This window comes from uncultured Paraglaciecola sp., assembly GCF_913020055.1.
GTDB lineage: Bacteria > Pseudomonadota > Gammaproteobacteria > Enterobacterales > Alteromonadaceae > Paraglaciecola.
In genome coordinates this window covers 1-20,092 of the sequence record NZ_CAJWCF010000063.1, presented here as the reverse complement: position 1 = coordinate 20,092, position 20,092 = coordinate 1, and the positions used below count along the sequence as shown (strand labels likewise).

Below are 20,092 nucleotides of genomic sequence, written 5' to 3'. Positions count from 1 at the left end.
AATATGCAGTAGTGTAAAGTGCAATGCATAACAATCAACACTATTTGCCACTCCTGTGTTTATATTGTGTTTTGCAATAGCCCCGCAAGATCCCGTCAGGCCTCAAACTAGCATGTTTAGTTTGCCTGCCACGCATACGTTTGCGCCACACCTTAAACGAACCAATTTTCAGCTCACTGCGCATAAAGTCGATAAGCTGATTGGCGTTCACGCTAAACAAATCCTCGATGGCCTCAAAAGGGGTTCTATCTTCCCAAGCCATTTCGATGATGCGCGATTTTTCTTCTGTATTGAAAGAGTAAGCATTTTTTTTCATATTCAGTTTACGGCTCAATTTACTAGTTAGTTCACTTTTAATCTTGGTGACGCAAAAAAATTAGAAGTTTTAGATCTAGACACGTATTTTGTGAGTATTATTCAGTTCATCTAATAATATCCCGAGAATTTTTATGTCCACCTCAACTCTAGTCTGGTTTCGTCAGGATTTACGTTTAAGGGATAACCCAGCGTTAACCTACGCCAGTGAGCGAGGAACGGTCATCCCGCTGTACATTTTCGATACGGCTTGCCCCGAAAATTTTGTACCAGGCGGAGCGAGTAAATGGTGGTTACACAAGTCGCTTGGTAGATTGAATGATTCATTGGATAACCAACTGCATTGCGCAAAGGGCGATGCAAGCAAGATAATCATTGAATTGATTCAACAACACAATATCAAACAAGTGGTGTGGAACCGGGCTTACGAACCTTGGCAAATAAAACGCGACACCTTGCTGAAACAAACATTGGTTGAAGCAGGAATAGATGTGCAAAGTTTCAATAGCCATCTGTTGTGGGAACCTTGGCAAGTATTAAAGAAAGACGAGACACCCTATAAAGTGTTTACACCCTATTACCGTCGCGGTTGTTTATCTAAACCCTCACCTAGGATGCCCGTAGACACACCTCACAATCTTCAAGTTGAATATATACCGCAGTTGGACAAAGGTCTTGATTCTCTTGCACTGATGCCTGATATCAACTGGTATTCGACAATGCAAGAAATGTGGACGCCAGGCGAACAAGGTGCGGCGAAACACCTTAGTGAATTTTTACCTAATGGAGCCGAAGAGTACAAAAACAAACGAGACTTCCCAGACTTAGGCGCGACATCTAAATTATCGCCACATCTACATTTTGGCGAAATATCGCCAAATCAAATATGGTACGCCGCGATTCATGCGTTAAACGGCAACACCGAAGATGTGGGTTTAGATTGTTACCTCAGTGAACTAGGTTGGAGAGAATTTTCACATTCTTTGTTATTTCATTTTCCACACATTCCACAAAAGAACTTCAGCCCTAAGTTTGAACACTTCCCATGGCGAAGTGATGATAAATCACTAAAAGCTTGGCAGCTCGGTCAAACAGGCATTCCAATAGTCGACGCAGGCATGCGCGAGCTTTGGCAAACCGGCACCATGCACAATCGGGTACGTATGGTGGTGGGATCATTTTTAGTGAAAAATTTATTGATTGATTGGCGCAAAGGCGAACGCTGGTTCTGGGATTGTTTGTTAGATGCAGACCTTGCCGCGAATAGCGCAAGTTGGCAGTGGATAGCGGGAACAGGAGCCGATGCTGCGCCCTACTTTAGAATATTTAATCCCGTCACTCAGGGACAACGTTTTGATCCACAGGGGGATTACGTAAAACGTTTCTGCCCAGAACTGGCTAAAATGCCTGATAAATACATCCATAATCCGTGGGACGCGCCGCAAAATATTTTAGATTATGCTGGCGTTAAATTGGGTAAAAACTACCCAGAGCCTTTAGTTGATTTAAAAGCATCAAGACTACGAGCTTTAGATGCACTCGCTCAGTCCAAACAACAACCAGAAGAGATCACGGGTAAAGTATGAGTACGTTAAGGCTTATCCTAGCTGACCAACTGAGTCACTCATTGGCTAGCTTGCAAGATTGCGAACCAAACAATGATTGGTTGTTAATGGCTGAAGTACGAGAAGAAGCCAGTTATTTTAAACACCACAAAAAGAAAATCGCATTTTTGTTCTCAGCAATGCGTCATTTTGCTAATGAATTAATCGCCCAAGGGTTTAACCTTCACTACACCCAATACACTGACGAAAACAATCAAGGCAGTTTATTTGGTGAAGTTGAACGGCTTTGCAAACAAAAAAACATTCAAAAAATCGTGCTAACCCATCCTGGTGAATATCGTGTTTTGGCTGAAATGCAAAGCTGGCAAGACAAGTTAAACATTCCTGTTGAAATTCGCCAAGACGACCGGTTTTTAGCCAGCTTAGAAGAGTTTGCAAATTGGGCAGAAGGTCGTAAGCAGTTACGTATGGAGTTTTTCTATCGCGAAATGCGCAAAACATGGCATTTTTTGATGGACGGCGATAAACCAGTGGGCGATAAATGGAATTTTGATAGCGCCAATCGTAAGGCGTTACCCAAAGGAATGTCACCTCCCCAACCTAGCAAATTTAAACCTGACTCGTTGACTACTGAAGTACTGGAATTAGTAGCCGAAGAATTTAATGACCACTTTGGCAAACTAGATAATTTTCATTTCGCTGTAACCCGAGAAAAAGCACTTGTAGTGTTAGATGAGTTTGTCGCTCAGCGTTTATTCCACTTTGGCGATTACCAAGATGCCATGGTGCAAGGTGAGCCTTGGATGTATCACTCGCATATCAGTTTCTATCTAAACTGTGGACTGTTAACTCCCAAAGAAGTGATTGAACAAGCCGAAAACGCCTATCGTAATGGTCAAGCGCCTCTTAACGCTGTAGAGGGTTTTATTCGTCAAGTATTAGGCTGGCGGGAATACGTTCGTGGTTTGTACTGGTTAAAAATGCCTGATTACAAAAGCGAAAATTTTCTCGAAGCTACCCGTTCACTGCCAAAATTCTTTTGGGACACTCGCACCAAAATGAATTGTCTACACCAATGTATTCAAGAAACATCAGACAACGCTTATGCACACCATATTCAAAGACTGATGATACTAGGTAACTTCGCTTTGTTAGCTGGTTTACACCCAGATGAAGTCAACGAATGGTATTTAATCGTTTACGCGGATGCTTATGAATGGGTAGAAATGCCGAATGTTACCGGCATGATACTGTTTGCAGATGGTGGCTTACTTGCGAGTAAACCTTACGCAGCGAGTGGCAGTTATATCAACAAAATGTCGAACTACTGCCAAAATTGCCACTATAAGGTCAAAGAAAAAAATGGCGCCCAAGCCTGCCCTTTCAACTATTTATACTGGGATTTTTTAGACAGAAACAAGGAAAAACTAGGCAATAACCCACGCTTAGGTATGCCCTATCGCACACTTAATAATATGACCGACGAAAAACGCCAAGCTATCCAGCGCGACGGTCAGATATTTTTTAAAGCACTAGAGAGCAATGAAGAAGTCTGAATTACCCAGCAAAATATGCCCGGTTTGTGCTCGCCCTTTTAATTGGCGTAAAAAGTGGCAAAGATGTTGGGATGAAGTGAAGTATTGCTCGAAACGTTGTAGCAATGAAGGCCCTCGAAAATTGAAACGTTAGCTAGCACATTGGGTCATTGGTATACTTAGTGAACACGAGACATATTAATCGTACCGTTTTTACAGAAAAGTAAGTCTGTTGGTGACTTGCTCGTATCTATGAGTAAAATAATTTGAAACGAGTAACTTTGTGTTTTTTTGGACTTAGCTTTTATTTGTTTAATTGCTCTATTCCAATTGCTCAAGAGACATTACAACCTCTAAAGTTACTTACTAGTCCTTCCCCTGTTTTTAGTGAAATACAAAATGATGGGCGGGTTTCGGGGTATTCGGTTGAATATGCCCGCTGTGTATTTCATATGGCTGGGTACAACCCCACTGTTACACCATTACCCTTTGCTCGTTTACTCAAACAATTGAATGAAAACGAACTTGTGGTCACAACTGGCCTAGTACGCACGCCAGAAAGAGAAGATGATTTCTATTGGATTGCACCGATGTCAGCAAACGTCATCGCTATTTTTTCTTTGCAAGATGAACCTCTAAATCCAGATGCCAAAAACACTGATTATCTAAATGATGTCAAACTCGGAAGACTCGACAAATTAAAATCAGTTGCTGTTTTACGTGGCGATTACCGAGCCGATATTCTGCGTCAGCATGGGGTGAAGAACATAGTTGAATTTAATAGCTGGGAACAAGCCTTAAAAGCCGTATTAAAAGGTAGAGTTTCCTCTGTATTTGTCTCTGAACTAGGTGTTTCTGTTACCTGTAAATCTGCCGGTTTTGACTGTAAATCGCTTAAAAAAATCTACACTCATGATATTCGGTTCAGCTATCTTGCTATGCTAAAAACTGACAAAAATCGTGAACATGCACTAAAACTAGCCAATGCTGCTGAGCAGTTTATTAAGACCCGTATATTTAGTCAGTTAGTAGACCAATGGTTACCAAAACTACAATTATTAGAAGCGAATACGAATGTTACATAAGGTGTAATTAGCCTTGGGGAAATCGATAGTAGCCAATCGGCTGCAAATCAAATTTGGGTACTCACTCACCTTGAACCACCGTTTAGTCTATACGATGAACGGGGTAACCCATCCGGTTACGCAGTTGAATTAGTAAAAGGCATACTAACTGAGGCAGGATTACGCCAGCAGATATTAGCAGCTCCTTGGCAGCGTATTTTAGTTGAAAGTGAACTGAAAGCTGATGTGTTAGTTTTTTCTTTAGCGAGGACAGCAGAAAGGGAAGATAACTTCCATTGGATATCACCAATAACGCAGAATGCTTACGCTGTGTTTGGACGCAAGTCACTGCTGCACAACAGCAAAATTTCAAATTTAGAACAAATGCCTGCTCATAGTCGGATTGCAGTCCTTGCAAAAGATTTTCGTGAACAAGTGATCATTGACGCTGGTCATATTGCTGTTACCTCATCAACATGGCAGGGTGTACTACAGAAATTTTTAGCGGGTGAAGTTGACTACTTATTTTTTTCTGATGGTGGTATCGACATTATATGTTTGACAATTGACGAACCCTGTACTGATATCACAAGGGTCTTTCAGTACCAACTAGCCACCACTTATTTGGCTGTTTCAAAACATGGCACCTCTGCACAATTAGTTGAAAAACTAAAGTCCGCAGCCCTCGCTTTTAAGGGATCCACTCAGTACCAAGCGATGGTGGAACATTGGCTTACAGAATTCAAACAGCTCAACATGCCCAAAATGCATGAAGAAGACGGAATTATTAAACTTCGGGCACAAAAAAACGGTTAGCGATTAGACATATAGATTCTAAGACGCGTAAATGATTTATTTTTCGTATCTCAAATAAGTCATAAAACCGCGCCAACCTAGCAATATTAAAAGTAAATAAAGAGATAAACTTAACACTCCACCACTGCTGCTTTTTTCTGGATCAGTGACTTTGATAATTTCATCAACCGATTCCACCGCTATACCACCGGGATCATCAATGGTACCGTTTTCTATGCCATCGGCATCATTGGGACCACCATCTTTAATAGTTAAACGGATACAGTTATCACCTTGATTCAGTCCATTTTGGTACACTTCGCTATCAGGTGCAGGGCATACATCGTTAACAGTGATCGTTGAGGCAATGCTGTTATCTGCATTTTCTATAAAGTTTTGCCAGCCCTGTTCATTGGTATACTTTCTATAAACAGCGTATTCGGGAATATTATCTTGCAAAGGTAATACGATATTTACTGAGCTTCCAACAGGCAGAATGTTACTTATTTCAAAATCGTAATACTCGTCTTGATGGCTAATTTCATCAGCGCTTATTAAGCCAGTCGCTATAATTTCTTGCTCAGATATCATTACGCCATCTGACTGTTGTAACCTTGCATATTTACCCAACTTCAATTGCAAACCTGGTTCAGTCTCGACAAACTTGGTGATAGCAGAGTTAACATGTTTGGGCTGGATATAAGCAACGTCTGAAGTATCCATAAATGCTGGTAGACCATCAAAATCATCATCTACAAAACCTTCTTCCTGATCAGTTAATCCATCGCGGTCAACATCACTATTGGTTAACGCGGGTTGGGTAGCTAAAATCGGAATATATATAATTTCTGTTTTTACTAAGTTGCCTTCACCACTATCGGTCACTTCTACTGACAAGGTTAAAACATCACTGTTGGTAATGGGTAATGTTAATTTAGATGGGGTGATGACTACTACCTTCTGATTCGCACTGACTTGTGCTTGATACTCTGTGGGAATCGTCCACTCAATAATATGAGTATCATCAATATTAGAATCCTCAATTTCTAACCTGACTTCAATATTACCATCATCTTTGGCTACATTTGATAGCAGCAAACCTCGCTGTTTAACAAACACTGCTAATTGCGGCGCCTCGTTTTGTTCGCTAATAGTGATGGTATGTGTTGGCTGCACGCCCACGTTCAAACCATTGCCAAATTCAAGAGTCAGTTGTTCATCACCTTCTTGTTGAAAATCTTGGTTTAACTTAATGTTGATGTAACCCACTGTACCACTTTCAATCACCACAAACTCGTCATCCAATGTATAGTCTAAGTTATCTACTTCCCCCACCACTGCAATGGGGATCATGACTGGGTAAATAGGTGCAATCCCTGACAACACCACTTTCACATTGGCAGTACCACCTTCTGCTACTGTCTGATCAGGCTCGAAGTTAACTAAGGGGTAAAGGTTAATTGTTTGCTCGGTGTAGGCAATATTTCCGGCATTATCAATCGCCCTCCATGAAATGGGATGAGAACCAGACTGTAACACTTGCAAGCCCCGTTCAAAGCCCACAGGCGTTAGGTTGCAACAATTTTCACCATCTAAACCGTCATTAGCAAAAACACTTGTCCCTGCCACCAAAGCTTCTTCGGTGAGAATGGTAAAAATATGCTCAGCGTTTAGATTTAATGATGATGGAACTGAAATTTCTGGTGGGTAATCATCAATCAATGGATTGTTATTGTCTTGAGCTTCATCAACGTTAATTACACCATCAAAATCACTATCGAGTAAGGCGTCACTTGGATCAATAGGATTAAAGCCATAAGTGTTTTCAAATTCATCACTCATCCCATCGTTGTCGTCATCCAAATCAGCATTGTTGCCAATGTTGTCATTGTCCGTGTCAATGGTTTCGGTGGGATCAACTGGAAATGGATCATTAATATCGGATACGCCATCGCCATCATCATCGGTATCGGTGTTATTGCCAATACCGTCACTATCAGTATCAATTGACTCAGTTGGGTCGAGTGGAAATACATCGTCTACGTCAGCGACTTGATCGCCATCATCATCTAGGTCTGTGTTGTTTCCTGTACCGTCATTATCAGTATCAGTGGTCTCTGTACTATCAAGTGGAAACGCGTCAAAAAAATCAACAACGCCGTCACCGTCATCATCGTTATCTATGACATTGCCTAAGCCGTCTAAGTCTGTATCTTTGGTTTCAACAGGGTCAAGTGGAAAGGCGTCATCGACGTCTCTTACCCCATCATTATCGTCATCACTGTCAGCATTATTACCTACACCATCGACATCTGTGTCTTGCCATTCAGCATTATTTAAAGGGAATAAATCCAGATTATCTGTCACTGCGTCACCGTCATCGTCGGTGTCTAAATTGTTGCCAATACCATCTAGATCTGTGTCGAGCCATTCCGATACATCCAGAGGGAATACATCATTAGTATCAGAAAAACTGTCATTATCATCATCACTATCTGCGTTATTTCCCACACCATCACCGTCAGTATCGACTGATTCTGCGCTGTTTAAGGGGAATATATCCAACGAATCAATTACACCATCATTATCATCATCATTGTCAGCATTATTGCCAACGCCATCACTGTCAGTGTCTAACCATTCCAACGGGTCTAAAGGAAAATCATCGTTAACATCAGTAAAAAAGTCATTATCATCGTCGCTATCGGCGTTGTTACCAATACTGTCACCGTCAGTGTCTGTGGATTCAAGAGCATTGAGTCTAAAGGCATCAATACTATCAATGGTACCGTCTCCATCATCATCAGGATCGGTATTATTACCAACGCCATCGCTATCGGTATCAAGCCATTCGGTGTTATCTAAGGGGAATGCATCATCAGAATCAGCTATACCGTCGTTATCATCATCGGCATCACCTAAGTTATTTCCTAAGCCATCACCATCAGTATCAAGTGTTTCATCACTATTAAGAGGAAAGGCATCAAAGCCATCAGCTATGCCGTCTCCGTCATCGTCTGAATCTGTTAAGTTACCAATGCCATCGCCATCTGTATCGGTGTCTTCTGTAATATTTAAAGGGTCAGGATCGATATTATCGGCCACACCATCACCGTCGTCATCAGAGTCTGCATTGTTACCAATACCGTCACCATCTGTATCTATAGTTTCTGTGCTATCGAGGGGAAATCTATCTATGCCATCTTCAACGCCATCACCATCGTCATCAGTATCTGCATTGTTACCTGTACCGTCACTATCGGTATCGATAAATTCAGTTGAGTCGAGTGGAAATGTGTCAGAAGAATCAACGACTCCGTCACCGTCATCATCGCTGTCAGCATTATTACCGACACCATCGCCATCAGTATCTAAGTTTTCTGCGGGATCTGTTCTAAACGCGTCAACGCCATCTTCAAAACCATCATTGTCATCATCAGTGTCTTCGTTATCACCAATTAAATCACCATCATTATCGAAGGATTCACTGGGATCATTTGGCAAAAAGTCATTCACATCTAATACGCCGTCGCCATCATTATCAGGGTCAGAGTTATCGCCAATACCATCATTGTCAGTGTCTAAGGTTTCAGTTACTAACAACGGAAAGGCATCATCAATATCATCAATGCCATCATTATCATCGTCTTCGTCGGTGTTGTTTCCTACACCATCACTATCCGTGTCCGTTTGTTCATTTGGATCCAAAGGTAGAGCATCATATAAATCAATTACCCCATCGTTGTCGTCATCAGAATCAGAGTTGTTACCTATCAAGTCACTGTCAGTGTCTTCCCATTCAGTACCATCCAAAGGAAACGGATCAATTGTGTCTGCAAAACCATCACCGTCATCATCTAAATCTGCATTATTACCAAGACAATCACCATCGGTATCGAGCCACTCAAGGGGGTCCTCGGGAAAAGGGTCATAGAAATTAATGACCGGGTCGGCATCTAAATTGTTGTCGTCAACGTCCAACACACCATCGCCGTCATCGTCATTTTCGTCTAAATTACTAATGCCATCCATGTCATAATCGTAATGGCGAGCAGGATCGGCAGGAAATACATCAATGTTGTCATCGTAACCATCACCATCCGTATCAGTGGTATTTAAAGGAGGTGGTCCAGGACACGTGACTACTTGGGCGTAACTCGGTTGTGGCCAAGACAAACCAATCATTACAATCAAGGTAAAACTAAAGAGATGTAATCTTAGCAATCTAGGCCAACGTATTGAGGCACTGTGCTGATTCATTTTAAACATAAACAATACTCACTTCTGACTTTCCAGTATGCCTATAGCACTAACAACTTACTTAATAAATTAGGATCTTTTGACCCTAATTACCATAACCAGTTTGACCAAAGTTGAAATTATACTTAAATCCCAAAAACACTGAACTGATACTGTCAAATTCAGACATTTTAGGGAAGTATTTCACACCTGCTATAGCTGATACATTTGAAGTGATTTTATAGTGGGCAGAAATGGCCACAAAACCATTGATATCACCAGTTTCTGAAAAATACTTCTCTTCGTTAAGTTCTGGCCAGGTAAACTTGTTATCAGTTAGCGATGCAGATGCACCTATCTGATATTCCAAACTAAAACGTCTCGCTGCAGGGCTTCGTGAGCTGAGTTGATGTCTATAAGATAGTGATAGTTCTGCATTATTAATCGGAAATTTCAGATTCCTGTTATTCCACTCAACAAATACTTCATCATATCGACTAACCCCTAAACGCCAATAAAATGGACTTCTTCGAGAAAAGTTATCGCCTATAAAGAGTGAATAACCTTGTGTTTCATATTCAGTACCTTGGTGACCACTGACACCAATTTCTAGTGCTTGTGTTGGCAAAGAAATCACAAACATAGACAAAAATGTTAGAAAGACGGCGACGACTTGCCCCTTATGAACGGCGCTTTGACCAATCAACCTACTAGTAAACAGCATAAATACCTCAACTTAAAAAAACTAGATACATCTTGAATAAGAAGAATAGCAAGTATTAAACCAACAATGCCCCTTACTACTGAGCATGGGAAATAAAACTGATTAAATATTGCCAGAAGGGCAGCCCTTATATAAATTTAAAACAATTATGTGAGCTTCAATCAGCAAAAAATTCAACAGGGAAATGATATGTCTTATGTAGATGGCTTTGTAGCCGCAGTACCAAACGAAAATAAACAAAAATACATAGAACACGCAAAGCTGTCTGCCACAGTGTTTAAAGAACATGGTGCGCTAAAGGTGACTGAAGCGTGGGGCGATAACGTCCCAGATGGTAAGGTCACTTCCTTTCCAATCGCAGTAAATTGTGGCCAAAACGAAACCGTTGTTTTTTCATCTGTTATTTGGCCATCGAAAGAAGTACGTGATGCTGGCTGGGAAGCGATTATGCAAGACCCTAGAATGCAGCCAGACCAAAACCCAATGCCATTTGATGGAAAACGTTTAATATACGGTGGTTTTGAGGTAATCATAGAAGAGTAACACTAGCTGCCTAGTGAACTGCGTAAGGTGTTGTAGGTATTCCAACTACAAAAGCCTTAATTATAATTGTTTCTGAGCCTCTTTTAACTCTGTATTCAAGCGATTTTCTTCATCTGCCTTGGGTTTAGTCAAGCGAGCAAAAGCGTAATACAGTACTGGGGTCAGAAATAGTGTAAAGACTACCGCTAAACCTAGCCCTCCAAATACCACCCAACCTATAGCATTGCGAGCCTCAGCGCCTGCGCCAGTTGATAATATAAGCGGTAAGCCGCCTAAAATGGTAGAAACTAAGGTCATCATAATTGGACGTAATCTGACTTTGCCTGCCTCAATAATGGCTTCTTTAACCTCCATGCCTGCATCCCGCATTTGGTTTGCAAACTCCACCAGCAAAATAGAGTTTTTAGCCAACAAACCAATCAACATCACTAGTCCTATTTGGGAATAAATGTTAACTGAGGTGCCGGTAAAATAAAGAGCATAGATAGCCGCTGCAATACCAAAAGGTACGGTCAACATCACCACAAACGCGCTGTTAAAACTTTCAAACTGTGCAGCTAATACCAACAATACAATCAAAAATGCCAATAAATAGGTCAATAATACTTGTTGGTTAGTTTCTTGATAAGTTAACGCCTCACCTAAGAACACAACACCAATTCCGGCTGGAAGAGTATTGTTGGCTAACTCCCTAATGGAGGTAACTGCTTGCTCAATAGTGACCTCAGCCGGTAAGTCCATCTCTAGCTCTATAGCACGGCGCTGTGCGTGACGCTCTAACTCCGCAGCCACGCCTTCTTCGGTAACATAAGCCACACTTGAAAGTGGCACTAAATTACCTTTAGTAGAGCTAACATATAAGTTCAGGATGCTCGTTGGATCTAATGCGTTTCGGTTACTCGCTTGCAAAATAATAGGAATGGCCTGATCACCCACATTCAAATCAACAATATCATCGCCGTTAATTGCTGCACGCAAAGTACGTGAGACATCGTCAAAAGCCACACCTAATTCTTCTGCTCGGCGGCGATCGATACTCACTCTCAATTGCGGTTGGGTCGGTTCATATGAAATTTCTACTCTACCTAACTCAGGTAATTTATCTTCGATTTGTTTAGAAAAATCTAAAGCGGCTTGATAAATTTCTAAGTAGTTATCGCCGGTTAATGCCATTTCAAAGCCACCGCCAAATCCGCGTAAATTGAGACTATTACTACCAAATGCTCGACCAGGTGCGCCTGCCACTTGAGATAACATGGGGCGAAGTTCGTTAATTATTTCTTGCTGCGAACGCCCTCTGTCTGCCCATTTTGCCAACGGAACAGTGATAAACAGGATATTAGGATCCCATCGGCCAACAACTGTGTATATCGATTCAACTTCCCCATCTTTTATACTGGGAAGTAACAACTCTTCAGTTTTTAAAGCTTGCCTGTCCATAAAGTTAATACCGGTACCATCAGGGCCGCGGGCAAAGATCCGTATTACTCCACGGTCTTCAGGGGGCAATAGCTCGTTATCCAATTCGTTAAAGACAAAATAAGCCCCCGCACCAATTAACGTACAAAAAATAACAACAGCAACAGAAAATTTTAAAACAAAATTTAAAGAGCTCTCATACCCATTCACGCACTTTGTGCCAAAACGGCTAAGTAGGCCTGGTTGTTTTTGCTTGGATAAATCAATTGTTGGGATTTTTGCGGTCAGTGCTGGCACTAATGACAAGGCGACAAAGGATGAAATAATCACACTGCCGGCTAATACCCCACCAAATTCTCTAAATAACCGACCAGCTGTAGAAGGCAAAAAGGCAATGGGTACAAATACAGCGACTAACACTGCCGTAGTCGCGATAACTGCAAAAAACACTTCCCGGGTGCCTATCACGGCTGCCGCTCTGGCTCCCATGCCCGCAGCTCGACGGCGTTGAATATTTTCAGATACCACTATGGCGTCATCGACTATCAATCCTGTGGCTAATACTAATGCAAGCAATGTCAGTATATTAATCGAAAAGCCAAACATCCAAAGAATAGCTAAAGATCCTATTAGCGAAACAGGTATGGCTAACGCTGGTATTAATGTCGCTCTAAACTTGCCGATAAATAACCATAAAGTCGCAATGACTAAGCCTATGGTAAACACCAATGATTGCAGGACTTCATCAACTGAATCACGAATAAATTCAGCATCATCAGAAGTGACTTTCAATTCAAGGTCGGGGAATCGTTCGCGCAAACCATCTACCATCGACAACACTTCATCAGATATTTCAATAGTGTTGGAGCGTGCTTGCCTAATCACCCCTAATCCAATCACCGGTTTACCATCTAAACGTACTATAGAGCGTAAATCAGCCGGTCCATAATAAACGCTGGCAACGTCACCTACTTTTACGTCACCGGAAATCACAATGTCTCGTACGTCTTGCTCGTTTACGGAAGTGGCATCTGCGCGTACTATTAATTGATGATCAGTAGAGCGAATACTTCCAGCTGGCACATCAAATGGGGCAGTACTTAGCGCTGCGGCTACGTCCGAAATAGATAACTGAAAGCTGGTTAATCTTAAATTATCTACACTCACACGCAGCACTCGTTGACGGTCGCCGTCAAGACGCACATCAGCCACGCCAGGCACATTCAAAAATAGTGGCGCTAAGTCGGTTTCAACTATATCTGTTAGTGTTTCAAGCTCATATTTTTCACTAGAAACCGCAATGTTCACTACCCCTTGAGCATCATTATCAGCCTTAACAATCGCCAACTGCTCAACTTCATTAGGTAACCGTCGCTGAATACGCGCAACAGACTCTCGGGTTTCGTTTGCCGCATCCTCAATATCGATACCAGGTCGAAACTCTACTCGAATGCGGCTGTTACCTTCTTCACTTTGGGCGCGAATCGCCTTGACACCACTGACTCTAGCGACAGCGCCTTCTAGTCGACTGGTCACTTCAGAGTCTACCGTTTCAGGTGCCGCACCAGGATAATTGGCGGTCACAGTAATAATAGGCCGGTCAACATCTGGTAATTCTCGTACCTCTAATGCATAGAAGGCTGCAATTCCTGCGGTAACAATGAGTAGATTTAGGACTAAAATCAATACCGGTCTGCGGATCGATAATGAAGGTAAATCGTCTTTGAATAGGTTGTTCTTAAACACTAGCCGGCTACCTTTTGTTCAGTTTTTTTTTGACTGACTTTCACACCATTGTTTTGGGTGTTTTGAATTTTGAGGGCTTGGCCATCTCTTAAACCTTGTATGCCCTCAATAATTAACGTTTGACCATCGCTGAGTTCACCTGTAACAAGAATTCGGCCCCTTAGTCTTTGCTCAATTTGCACATCGACTCGTTTGGCTTTTTCGTTTTCAGATAACCACACAAACGCTCCATTTGCGCCCCAAGATAGGGCAGCTTCTGGGATCGCGACATACGACTCACCGCGCACGTTCAACGACACCCGAAAACTCATTCCAGGACGGTACTGATCATGTTGATTATCGAGCAATGCCCTAGCTCTTATTGTCCGGTCTTGAATATTAACTCGGGAGTCAATTTCAGCGACTTTAGCTGGCAGTAGAGTCATCCTGTCTGTCCAAGGTTGTAGTTGAACAGTGGGTTTTTGCATCAAATAAGACACAGCTGATTCTGGAGCTACAAAGTTAACAAAAAGTCTAACTCGGTCATCTAAGGTAGTGATCTCTGTTTGAGGTGTGATGCGATCGCCTACCTCCACATCAGTTAACCCAACTATGCCGTCAAAAGGTGCACGCACCAATCTGTCTTCTTTATTTTCTTTCGCTTCAAGTAGGCTGACTTTAGCCAACCTATATATTGTATTGGCATCATCCACTTCACGTTCGGTAACGGCTCCACGTTTGAGACTATTTTTAACTCTATCAAGATTTCGTTGTGCGTCTTCAAGCTGAATTTCCGCACGTTGCAAGTCTACGTCTTGCAGTCTGCTATCTAACTCAACTAGCACTACTCCCTTTTTTACCTCTTGGCCCGGAATAAAATTTAACGACGTGACTTCATCTGAGACACTGGGGAAAAGGCTTACAGACCGCGTTGCCTGAGCCGTGCCAACAGCCTCAATTAATGACGTCTCGTATTCAAAACTTAGAGGCTCAACCACAACTATACGTGGACGATCCGCTCCTCTATATTGAGCCGATATGGGCAGTGTTGTCAAAAGCAAAGCAAAAGATACAAACACAGGGATAAAGGTAGGTAAACGAGATTGCATTTTTGTTAAACGTCCTATGTTTCTATATTAATAGCTTGAATAAAACAGTATTTGTCACTCATTAGATCACTAATCGAGTTAATTATACTACTGTAGGCTTGGACAAGTTAAATTGGCGTAACATATCAAGAGTCCGCCCCGCTTTATGGCACTCATTCAGCACTAAGTTAACGCCCCAAAATGTCCGAAATAATGAGCCATACTCTAGGATTAACTCCTAACCCAAGATGGGAGCCCGTTACTTCGATATTATTAGCCTGAGAGTTGTATATATCAATAGAGGCCTGCCAACCTACTACACCGTCTGATTTACTGTAAATAGAGGTAATAGGCTGGGTTAAGCCAATAGAATTACGTTGGTGTACATCAAGTTCAAATTTGTCTAAATCAATATTGTTTAACTTGGCGTACCTTTTTCCAACAGAAGTAAATTTTGGGCCACCAACAATGGGTGTCCCCAAAGTTAAGACTTCCTTTATCACCTCAGAATACAAACGAGCGACTTCTCTCGCCAGTACTCCACCCAAACTCCATCCTATGATGGTGATTTTTTCACCTGCCAATTGTTGGGATATAGACTTAACTCTTTGGCCCAATCGCAACATGTCGGTGTTGACCTTTCCCATATTCCGGCCCAATTCGGTGTAATACACATCGTAACCAAGATATCGAAGGTACTTTCCAAGAGGACGCATAGAAAGATCGTCAGCCATGTAGCCGGGAACTAACATAACAGCTTGCCCATTGCCTTTAGGAGCTTTTCTAAGGGCATGAACATGTAAAAAAATTGATGCAAACTCAAAAGGAGCTCTTACTTCCCGCAAAATATCAAATAGTGAGGGCTTAGTTAGTTGTGGGGGTAAAGACAAATCAATAGTCACACATGTATCTCCGTAATAGGCTGCTTATATTAACGCCAAAACTTTAAGATAATGTGAAATTGTTCGACTGTTCACACATTCAAATATTTTTGGGTCGGTTAGGCAGAGTATGCCGTTTTAATATTCGACGCCCTTCCGCCTGTACATCATCTCGCTTTTGAAAGGCCCATAATTTGTCTCTGGCTGCTTTTGCACTAATTTCAAAATCAATAATTGGCAAAGGGTAATCGCTGCCTAACTTAATATCATACATTTGCTGTTCCATCAGAGTAAGCTGCCAAGGCTGATGGAGCAGCTCATTAGGTAACTCTGCTAATTCAGGACACCACCTTCGAATAAACACCCCCTCAGGATCTTTTTCTTGTGATTGTTTAATTGGGTTGTACAGACGAATTAGGTTAATCCCGGTAATACCCGCTTGCATATGAAATTGAGGGTAATGAATACCTGGTTCAAAATCTAAGAATAACCTAGCCAAATGAGTCACCCCACTGCGCCAGTCAGCATCTAATTGATGGCACAAAAAACTGACTAACATCGAACGCATTCGAAAATTAAGGTAACCCGTTTGATGCAAACAACGCATACAGGCATCAATTAACGGAAAACCTGTTTGACCTTGTTTCCACGCTTCGACATTGGCTTTACCCCGGTCACTCTCATCATACTGGTAATTTTCGTATGCTCGGTTGACAGGGCGAACTTGCATCTCAATTTCACTCTCAAATTTTTGCACAAAGTGACAATGCCAGTGCAGCCTCGAAGTAAAAGCCACCAACGACCTACGCCAACCCTTTTTTTGCCAGTTGCCCAAAGTAAATTGGTAGACCTGCCTAAGGCTAATGTTCCCCCAAGCTAAGTAGGGAGATAATCTTGAACATGCTTTTCGACTGGCTGTAGGACTCGAGATTGAATAAGCATAGTCTTTGCCTCTATCAGTAAAGAAGTGATGCATAGTAAACCAAGCACGTTTTTCACCTCCTGCCTGAAACTGCGGGTTAGGGGTCTGCCATTGTTCAGGTAGTTCAGTATTTTGCTGCTGAAACACTAGATGCTCTGACTGCACAAAATTGATTTTTTCTAATGGTCTATCGAAACAAGGGTGACGCATGCGTTTTTGCCAGTTTTTATCCCAATCGTGACGCTGAGTGAGTCCACGTATCACAGCGCCATAAGTGGATTCAGACCATATAACAGCATTAGTATCACACCAACGCTTCACAGCTTTATCGCGCTCAAATGTATTGGCTAGTCCAATTTCTTGGTGACTGTAAATGTGTTTTATTGGCAATGTGTTATTCAGTTGCTCAAAAACACTGGTGACTTCACCGTGCACAATTAATAACTGACTATTGAACTGACTAAGCTGTTGATTCATATCTTGTAAAGACTGGCATATAAAGCGCCAGTGGCGAATATCATAATGAGGATCGTCAACCAAGATAGGCTCAATTATGTAGATAAGTAGTACTGGCATTCCACTTTTCGAGGCATTAAAAAGTGCTTCATGGTCTCTGAGTCGTAAATCTCGCTTTAACCAAACCAAGTTAATCTGACCTGACGTTAACATTTCAGTTCGACTATTCGTCACTCTTTAGCCATTTGGTACGAAAGGTCTGGTCAGGATCATAAGTCGCAGTTTGTTTGTCTAAGTCAAAACGTCTATGTGCACGTGGATCTGCGCCTACTCCTGCTAAATACTGCCAATTTCCCCAATTGCTAGCGACATCATAATCAATTAATTGCTGTTCAAAATAAGCTGCGCCATAACGCCAGTCTAGATTGAGTTCATGCACCAAACAGCTGGCAACCAATTGTCTACCGCGGTTTGACATATAACCTGTTTGATTAAGCTGTCGCATGCACGCATTAACTATAGGGTACTTGGTCATGCCCTCGCACCAACGAGTAAATTCTTGTTGATTAAAACGCGTTAAGGGAGCCACTTGCTTCACACCTGAAAAATGGAATAGTTTGTTTTGATGTTTACTTAAGTACCACTGAAAGTACTCTCGCCAAAGCAACTCAAAAAAAAGCCAATAAGTAGATTCATTAGCGCCACGCTCCGCTTCATATTGTTTAATCGTTTGATATATCGTTTTGACCGATATACAACCATTCGCCAACCACAGCGAGACTTTGCTTGAGTTATGCCAATCGTCCAGAGCATTACGCGTTTGTTTGTATTGTTTGATAAGGTCGCTCTCAAACAAATAGTAATTTAATTGTTGATGAGCGCTTTTTTCACCTCCTTGCAACGGTCCTGATGTGAGCTTTTGCTGCACTTCAGGCAATACACCTATACTACTTGGCAACTGAAGTAGCTCATCAGCGGGAGGGTTTATCAAAATCGTTTCTACTTTTTTTCTAAAAGGGGTAAACGTTTCTGGCAGTTCCTCAAGGTCAAAAGGTAAATCATTGATCGAAAAAAGAGTGTGCTCCTGACTAACAGTGAATTGAACTTGTGGACACGCGTCTTTTAGTGATTTCAGGGTGTTTTGTTCGTACACACCGGGATGAAATTCAGCACCAATGTGCGTCACAGCGTAACGCTCCACTAATGCTAGCAACGTTTCTTGAACGGGTCCGTCAACACACAACAAATATTGATTTTTCTGCCTCAGGGACTCATCTAAAACAGTGACACTTTGTTGTTCGAATATCTTTTTTAATTGACTAACACTAGCCCTACATAATTGACTTTGGTTCGCTTCATGTTGGTCTTTAATATAAACACAAATGAGCCGGTCAACCTTTGAGCACAATTGATTCAAGCTCGGATTATCTGCCAAGCGCAAATCATGTCGAAACCAGTATAAGCCTGTTGTTTTTGTAGCTGTCATAAACTCATTATGTAAAAGTCGCATAACCGGATCATAAAAACGGATGAATATGCCAGACTCGCTAGTAAGTAATGATGTTAATCCTGAGATAAAACCAGAGCTTCTGAAGATTATCTTGATGGTTAAATTCAGCTATTTTTATTACTAATATATTTTTTAATCAAGATCGCTGAATCTGCAACAGAGTGACTAACTTGTAGACCTGTTGTTAATTGCTTATTTGCTTATTTGCTTTTGGAAAAATTATTGTCATTGGTCTTTGAAGAAGAAACGCTACCACCTGTTAGAGCAATTCTCATGGCGGTTTCAACATCAATATCGAGTGGGGTGAGCTGGTCTTTATCAATATAGAGCGTGTATCCACCTATCTGATAGCTTAAGGGAATATACACACCTAGTTTCTGCTCATTACTAAACAATTCTTGTGCACCCTCGTGACTTGTGACAAAGCCTATTAGGTGAATACTGTCAGTTATCTTTACTGACACCACACTTTGCATTTTTTGTTGTTTACCACTATTTACAATATTGACGGCATCTTGAATGGCTCCGTAGATTGTTTTGATGATAGGGATCCGTTCAAAAATCTTACCACTCCAACGTATAACAACTCTAACTACATAGGCATTTACAGCAAGCCCTACCAAAACCAAAATAATGAGACCAAACACTAGCCCCAATCCCGGGAAATATAAATTTTCAGGGATAAGGGGAGTCAAACTGTTTTCGATCGTGGTTACTAACCAAATTAGGAAATATAACGTCAGTGATATGGGCAGAAGCGCTAATAATCCTTGGACCATCAGCAGAGAGATTTTTTTCAACATTGAACAATCTTAAATTGAGTTCGACGAATTCAGCATTAAAACACTTGATAAGGTTTTTAGCTAAACAATAAGGGAAAGGCCGATAACTATAATTGACAGACAAAAAGGCAACAAATAAGCGACTTAGGTTTATCCGGTTACTGAAAAATCCCATGGGCAATCAAGTCACCAAACCCCCAAACCAAGGTGCCGCTGATTAATAACGACATTTCAAGGACTCCCACAGACAAGCGTAAATCTTGTATAGCCAAATGCAGGCGCTGATCATGATCTGCATTTACCTTATCAATACCCAAAACAATTTCTGCATCATCCAAGCCCCTAGCCTTTAATTGTCTTAGTTCCTTATTGCGTATCCAGTTTGCGCGGCGAGAGATAAGCTTTTCATGGAAAACCACACCTATACTAGACCAAACACCCAGTACAACAACAAGACATATATGGACGCTCCCGATATGTCAACGCAATACCTGTCTCTTCTTGCTGATTTCAGCACGAATTACGTTCT

General features: G+C 41.6%; 16 protein-coding genes. 6 read left to right on the top strand and 10 right to left on the bottom strand.

The genetic code is table 11. The features are described 5' to 3' along the window. Nucleotides 1-40 precede the first annotated feature (40 nt). Complete coding sequence (locus QZ488_RS13915) at nucleotides 41-316, bottom strand: TIGR03643 family protein (protein ID WP_293749765.1); 276 nt, start codon at nucleotides 314-316, stop codon at nucleotides 41-43. Between the two features lie 133 nt (nucleotides 317-449). Between QZ488_RS13915 and QZ488_RS13910 the strand changes: the two genes are divergently transcribed. From QZ488_RS13910 to QZ488_RS13890, 5 genes are all read left to right on the top strand, one after another. Continuing rightward, entirely contained in the window at nucleotides 450-1,901 is a 1,452-nt protein-coding gene (locus QZ488_RS13910) for a deoxyribodipyrimidine photo-lyase (RefSeq protein ID WP_293749763.1), read from the top strand. Next, entirely contained in the window at nucleotides 1,898-3,436 is a 1,539-nt protein-coding gene (locus QZ488_RS13905; protein WP_293749761.1) for a cryptochrome/photolyase family protein, read from the top strand. The genes QZ488_RS13910 and QZ488_RS13905 overlap by 4 nt, the downstream gene beginning before the upstream one ends. After that, nucleotides 3,423-3,569: a DUF2256 domain-containing protein gene (locus QZ488_RS13900; protein WP_293749760.1), complete on the top strand. Its 147-nt coding sequence runs from the start codon at nucleotides 3,423-3,425 to the stop codon at nucleotides 3,567-3,569. The genes QZ488_RS13905 and QZ488_RS13900 overlap by 14 nt, the downstream gene beginning before the upstream one ends. A 154-nt stretch (nucleotides 3,570-3,723) precedes the next feature. After that, nucleotides 3,724-4,500: a transporter substrate-binding domain-containing protein gene (locus tag QZ488_RS13895; protein WP_293749758.1), complete on the top strand. Its 777-nt coding sequence runs from the start codon at nucleotides 3,724-3,726 to the stop codon at nucleotides 4,498-4,500. Between the two features lie 6 nt (nucleotides 4,501-4,506). After that, nucleotides 4,507-5,295 (top strand): transporter substrate-binding domain-containing protein, encoded by a 789-nt coding sequence (locus tag QZ488_RS13890; RefSeq protein ID WP_366509039.1) that lies wholly within the window; start codon nucleotides 4,507-4,509, stop codon nucleotides 5,293-5,295. Nucleotides 5,296-5,331: 36 nt separating this feature from the next. On the opposite strand, the gene QZ488_RS13885 is transcribed toward QZ488_RS13890, so the two are convergent. Beyond that, nucleotides 5,332-9,543 carry a choice-of-anchor U domain-containing protein gene (locus tag QZ488_RS13885; protein WP_293749756.1) on the bottom strand — a complete coding sequence of 1,404 codons (4,212 nt, stop codon included), beginning with the start codon at nucleotides 9,541-9,543 and terminating at the stop codon, nucleotides 5,332-5,334. A 76-nt stretch (nucleotides 9,544-9,619) separates the two neighbouring features. Then, nucleotides 9,620-10,237: a hypothetical protein gene (locus tag QZ488_RS13880; protein ID WP_293749755.1), complete on the bottom strand. Its 618-nt coding sequence runs from the start codon at nucleotides 10,235-10,237 to the stop codon at nucleotides 9,620-9,622. 189 nt (nucleotides 10,238-10,426) lie between these two features. On the opposite strand from QZ488_RS13880, the gene QZ488_RS13875 reads away from it, so the two are divergent. Beyond that, the gene (locus QZ488_RS13875) at nucleotides 10,427-10,780 is read left to right on the top strand and encodes a DUF1428 domain-containing protein (protein WP_293749754.1); all 354 of its coding nucleotides are present in this window, start codon (nucleotides 10,427-10,429) and stop codon (nucleotides 10,778-10,780) included. Nucleotides 10,781-10,840: 60 nt separating this feature from the next. Here the strand turns inward: QZ488_RS13875 and QZ488_RS13870 are convergent, their stop codons facing one another. From QZ488_RS13870 to QZ488_RS13840, 7 genes are all read right to left on the bottom strand, one after another. Beyond that, the gene (locus tag QZ488_RS13870; RefSeq protein WP_293749753.1) at nucleotides 10,841-13,945 is read right to left on the bottom strand and encodes an efflux RND transporter permease subunit; all 3,105 of its coding nucleotides are present in this window, start codon (nucleotides 13,943-13,945) and stop codon (nucleotides 10,841-10,843) included. Next, a complete protein-coding gene (locus QZ488_RS13865; protein WP_293749751.1) occupies nucleotides 13,945-15,033 on the bottom strand; it encodes an efflux RND transporter periplasmic adaptor subunit in 1,089 nt (362 codons plus the stop codon). Before QZ488_RS13865 ends, QZ488_RS13870 begins: the two co-directional genes overlap by 1 nt. A 167-nt stretch (nucleotides 15,034-15,200) precedes the next feature. Continuing rightward, nucleotides 15,201-15,914 carry a hypothetical protein gene (locus QZ488_RS13860; protein WP_293749749.1) on the bottom strand — a complete coding sequence of 238 codons (714 nt, stop codon included), beginning with the start codon at nucleotides 15,912-15,914 and terminating at the stop codon, nucleotides 15,201-15,203. A 79-nt stretch (nucleotides 15,915-15,993) separates the two neighbouring features. After that, complete coding sequence (locus QZ488_RS13855; protein WP_293749781.1) at nucleotides 15,994-17,484, bottom strand: deoxyribodipyrimidine photo-lyase; 1,491 nt, start codon at nucleotides 17,482-17,484, stop codon at nucleotides 15,994-15,996. A gap of 10 nt (nucleotides 17,485-17,494) precedes the next feature. Further along, nucleotides 17,495-18,757, bottom strand: a complete 1,263-nt coding sequence (locus QZ488_RS13850; protein WP_293749747.1) for a DASH family cryptochrome — start codon at nucleotides 18,755-18,757, stop codon at nucleotides 17,495-17,497. A gap of 224 nt (nucleotides 18,758-18,981) precedes the next feature. After that, complete coding sequence (locus QZ488_RS13845; RefSeq protein ID WP_293749745.1) at nucleotides 18,982-19,584, bottom strand: DUF502 domain-containing protein; 603 nt, start codon at nucleotides 19,582-19,584, stop codon at nucleotides 18,982-18,984. 137 nt (nucleotides 19,585-19,721) lie between these two features. Continuing rightward, nucleotides 19,722-19,901: a hypothetical protein gene (locus QZ488_RS13840; RefSeq protein WP_293749743.1), complete on the bottom strand. Its 180-nt coding sequence runs from the start codon at nucleotides 19,899-19,901 to the stop codon at nucleotides 19,722-19,724. Nucleotides 19,902-20,092 lie beyond the last annotated feature (191 nt).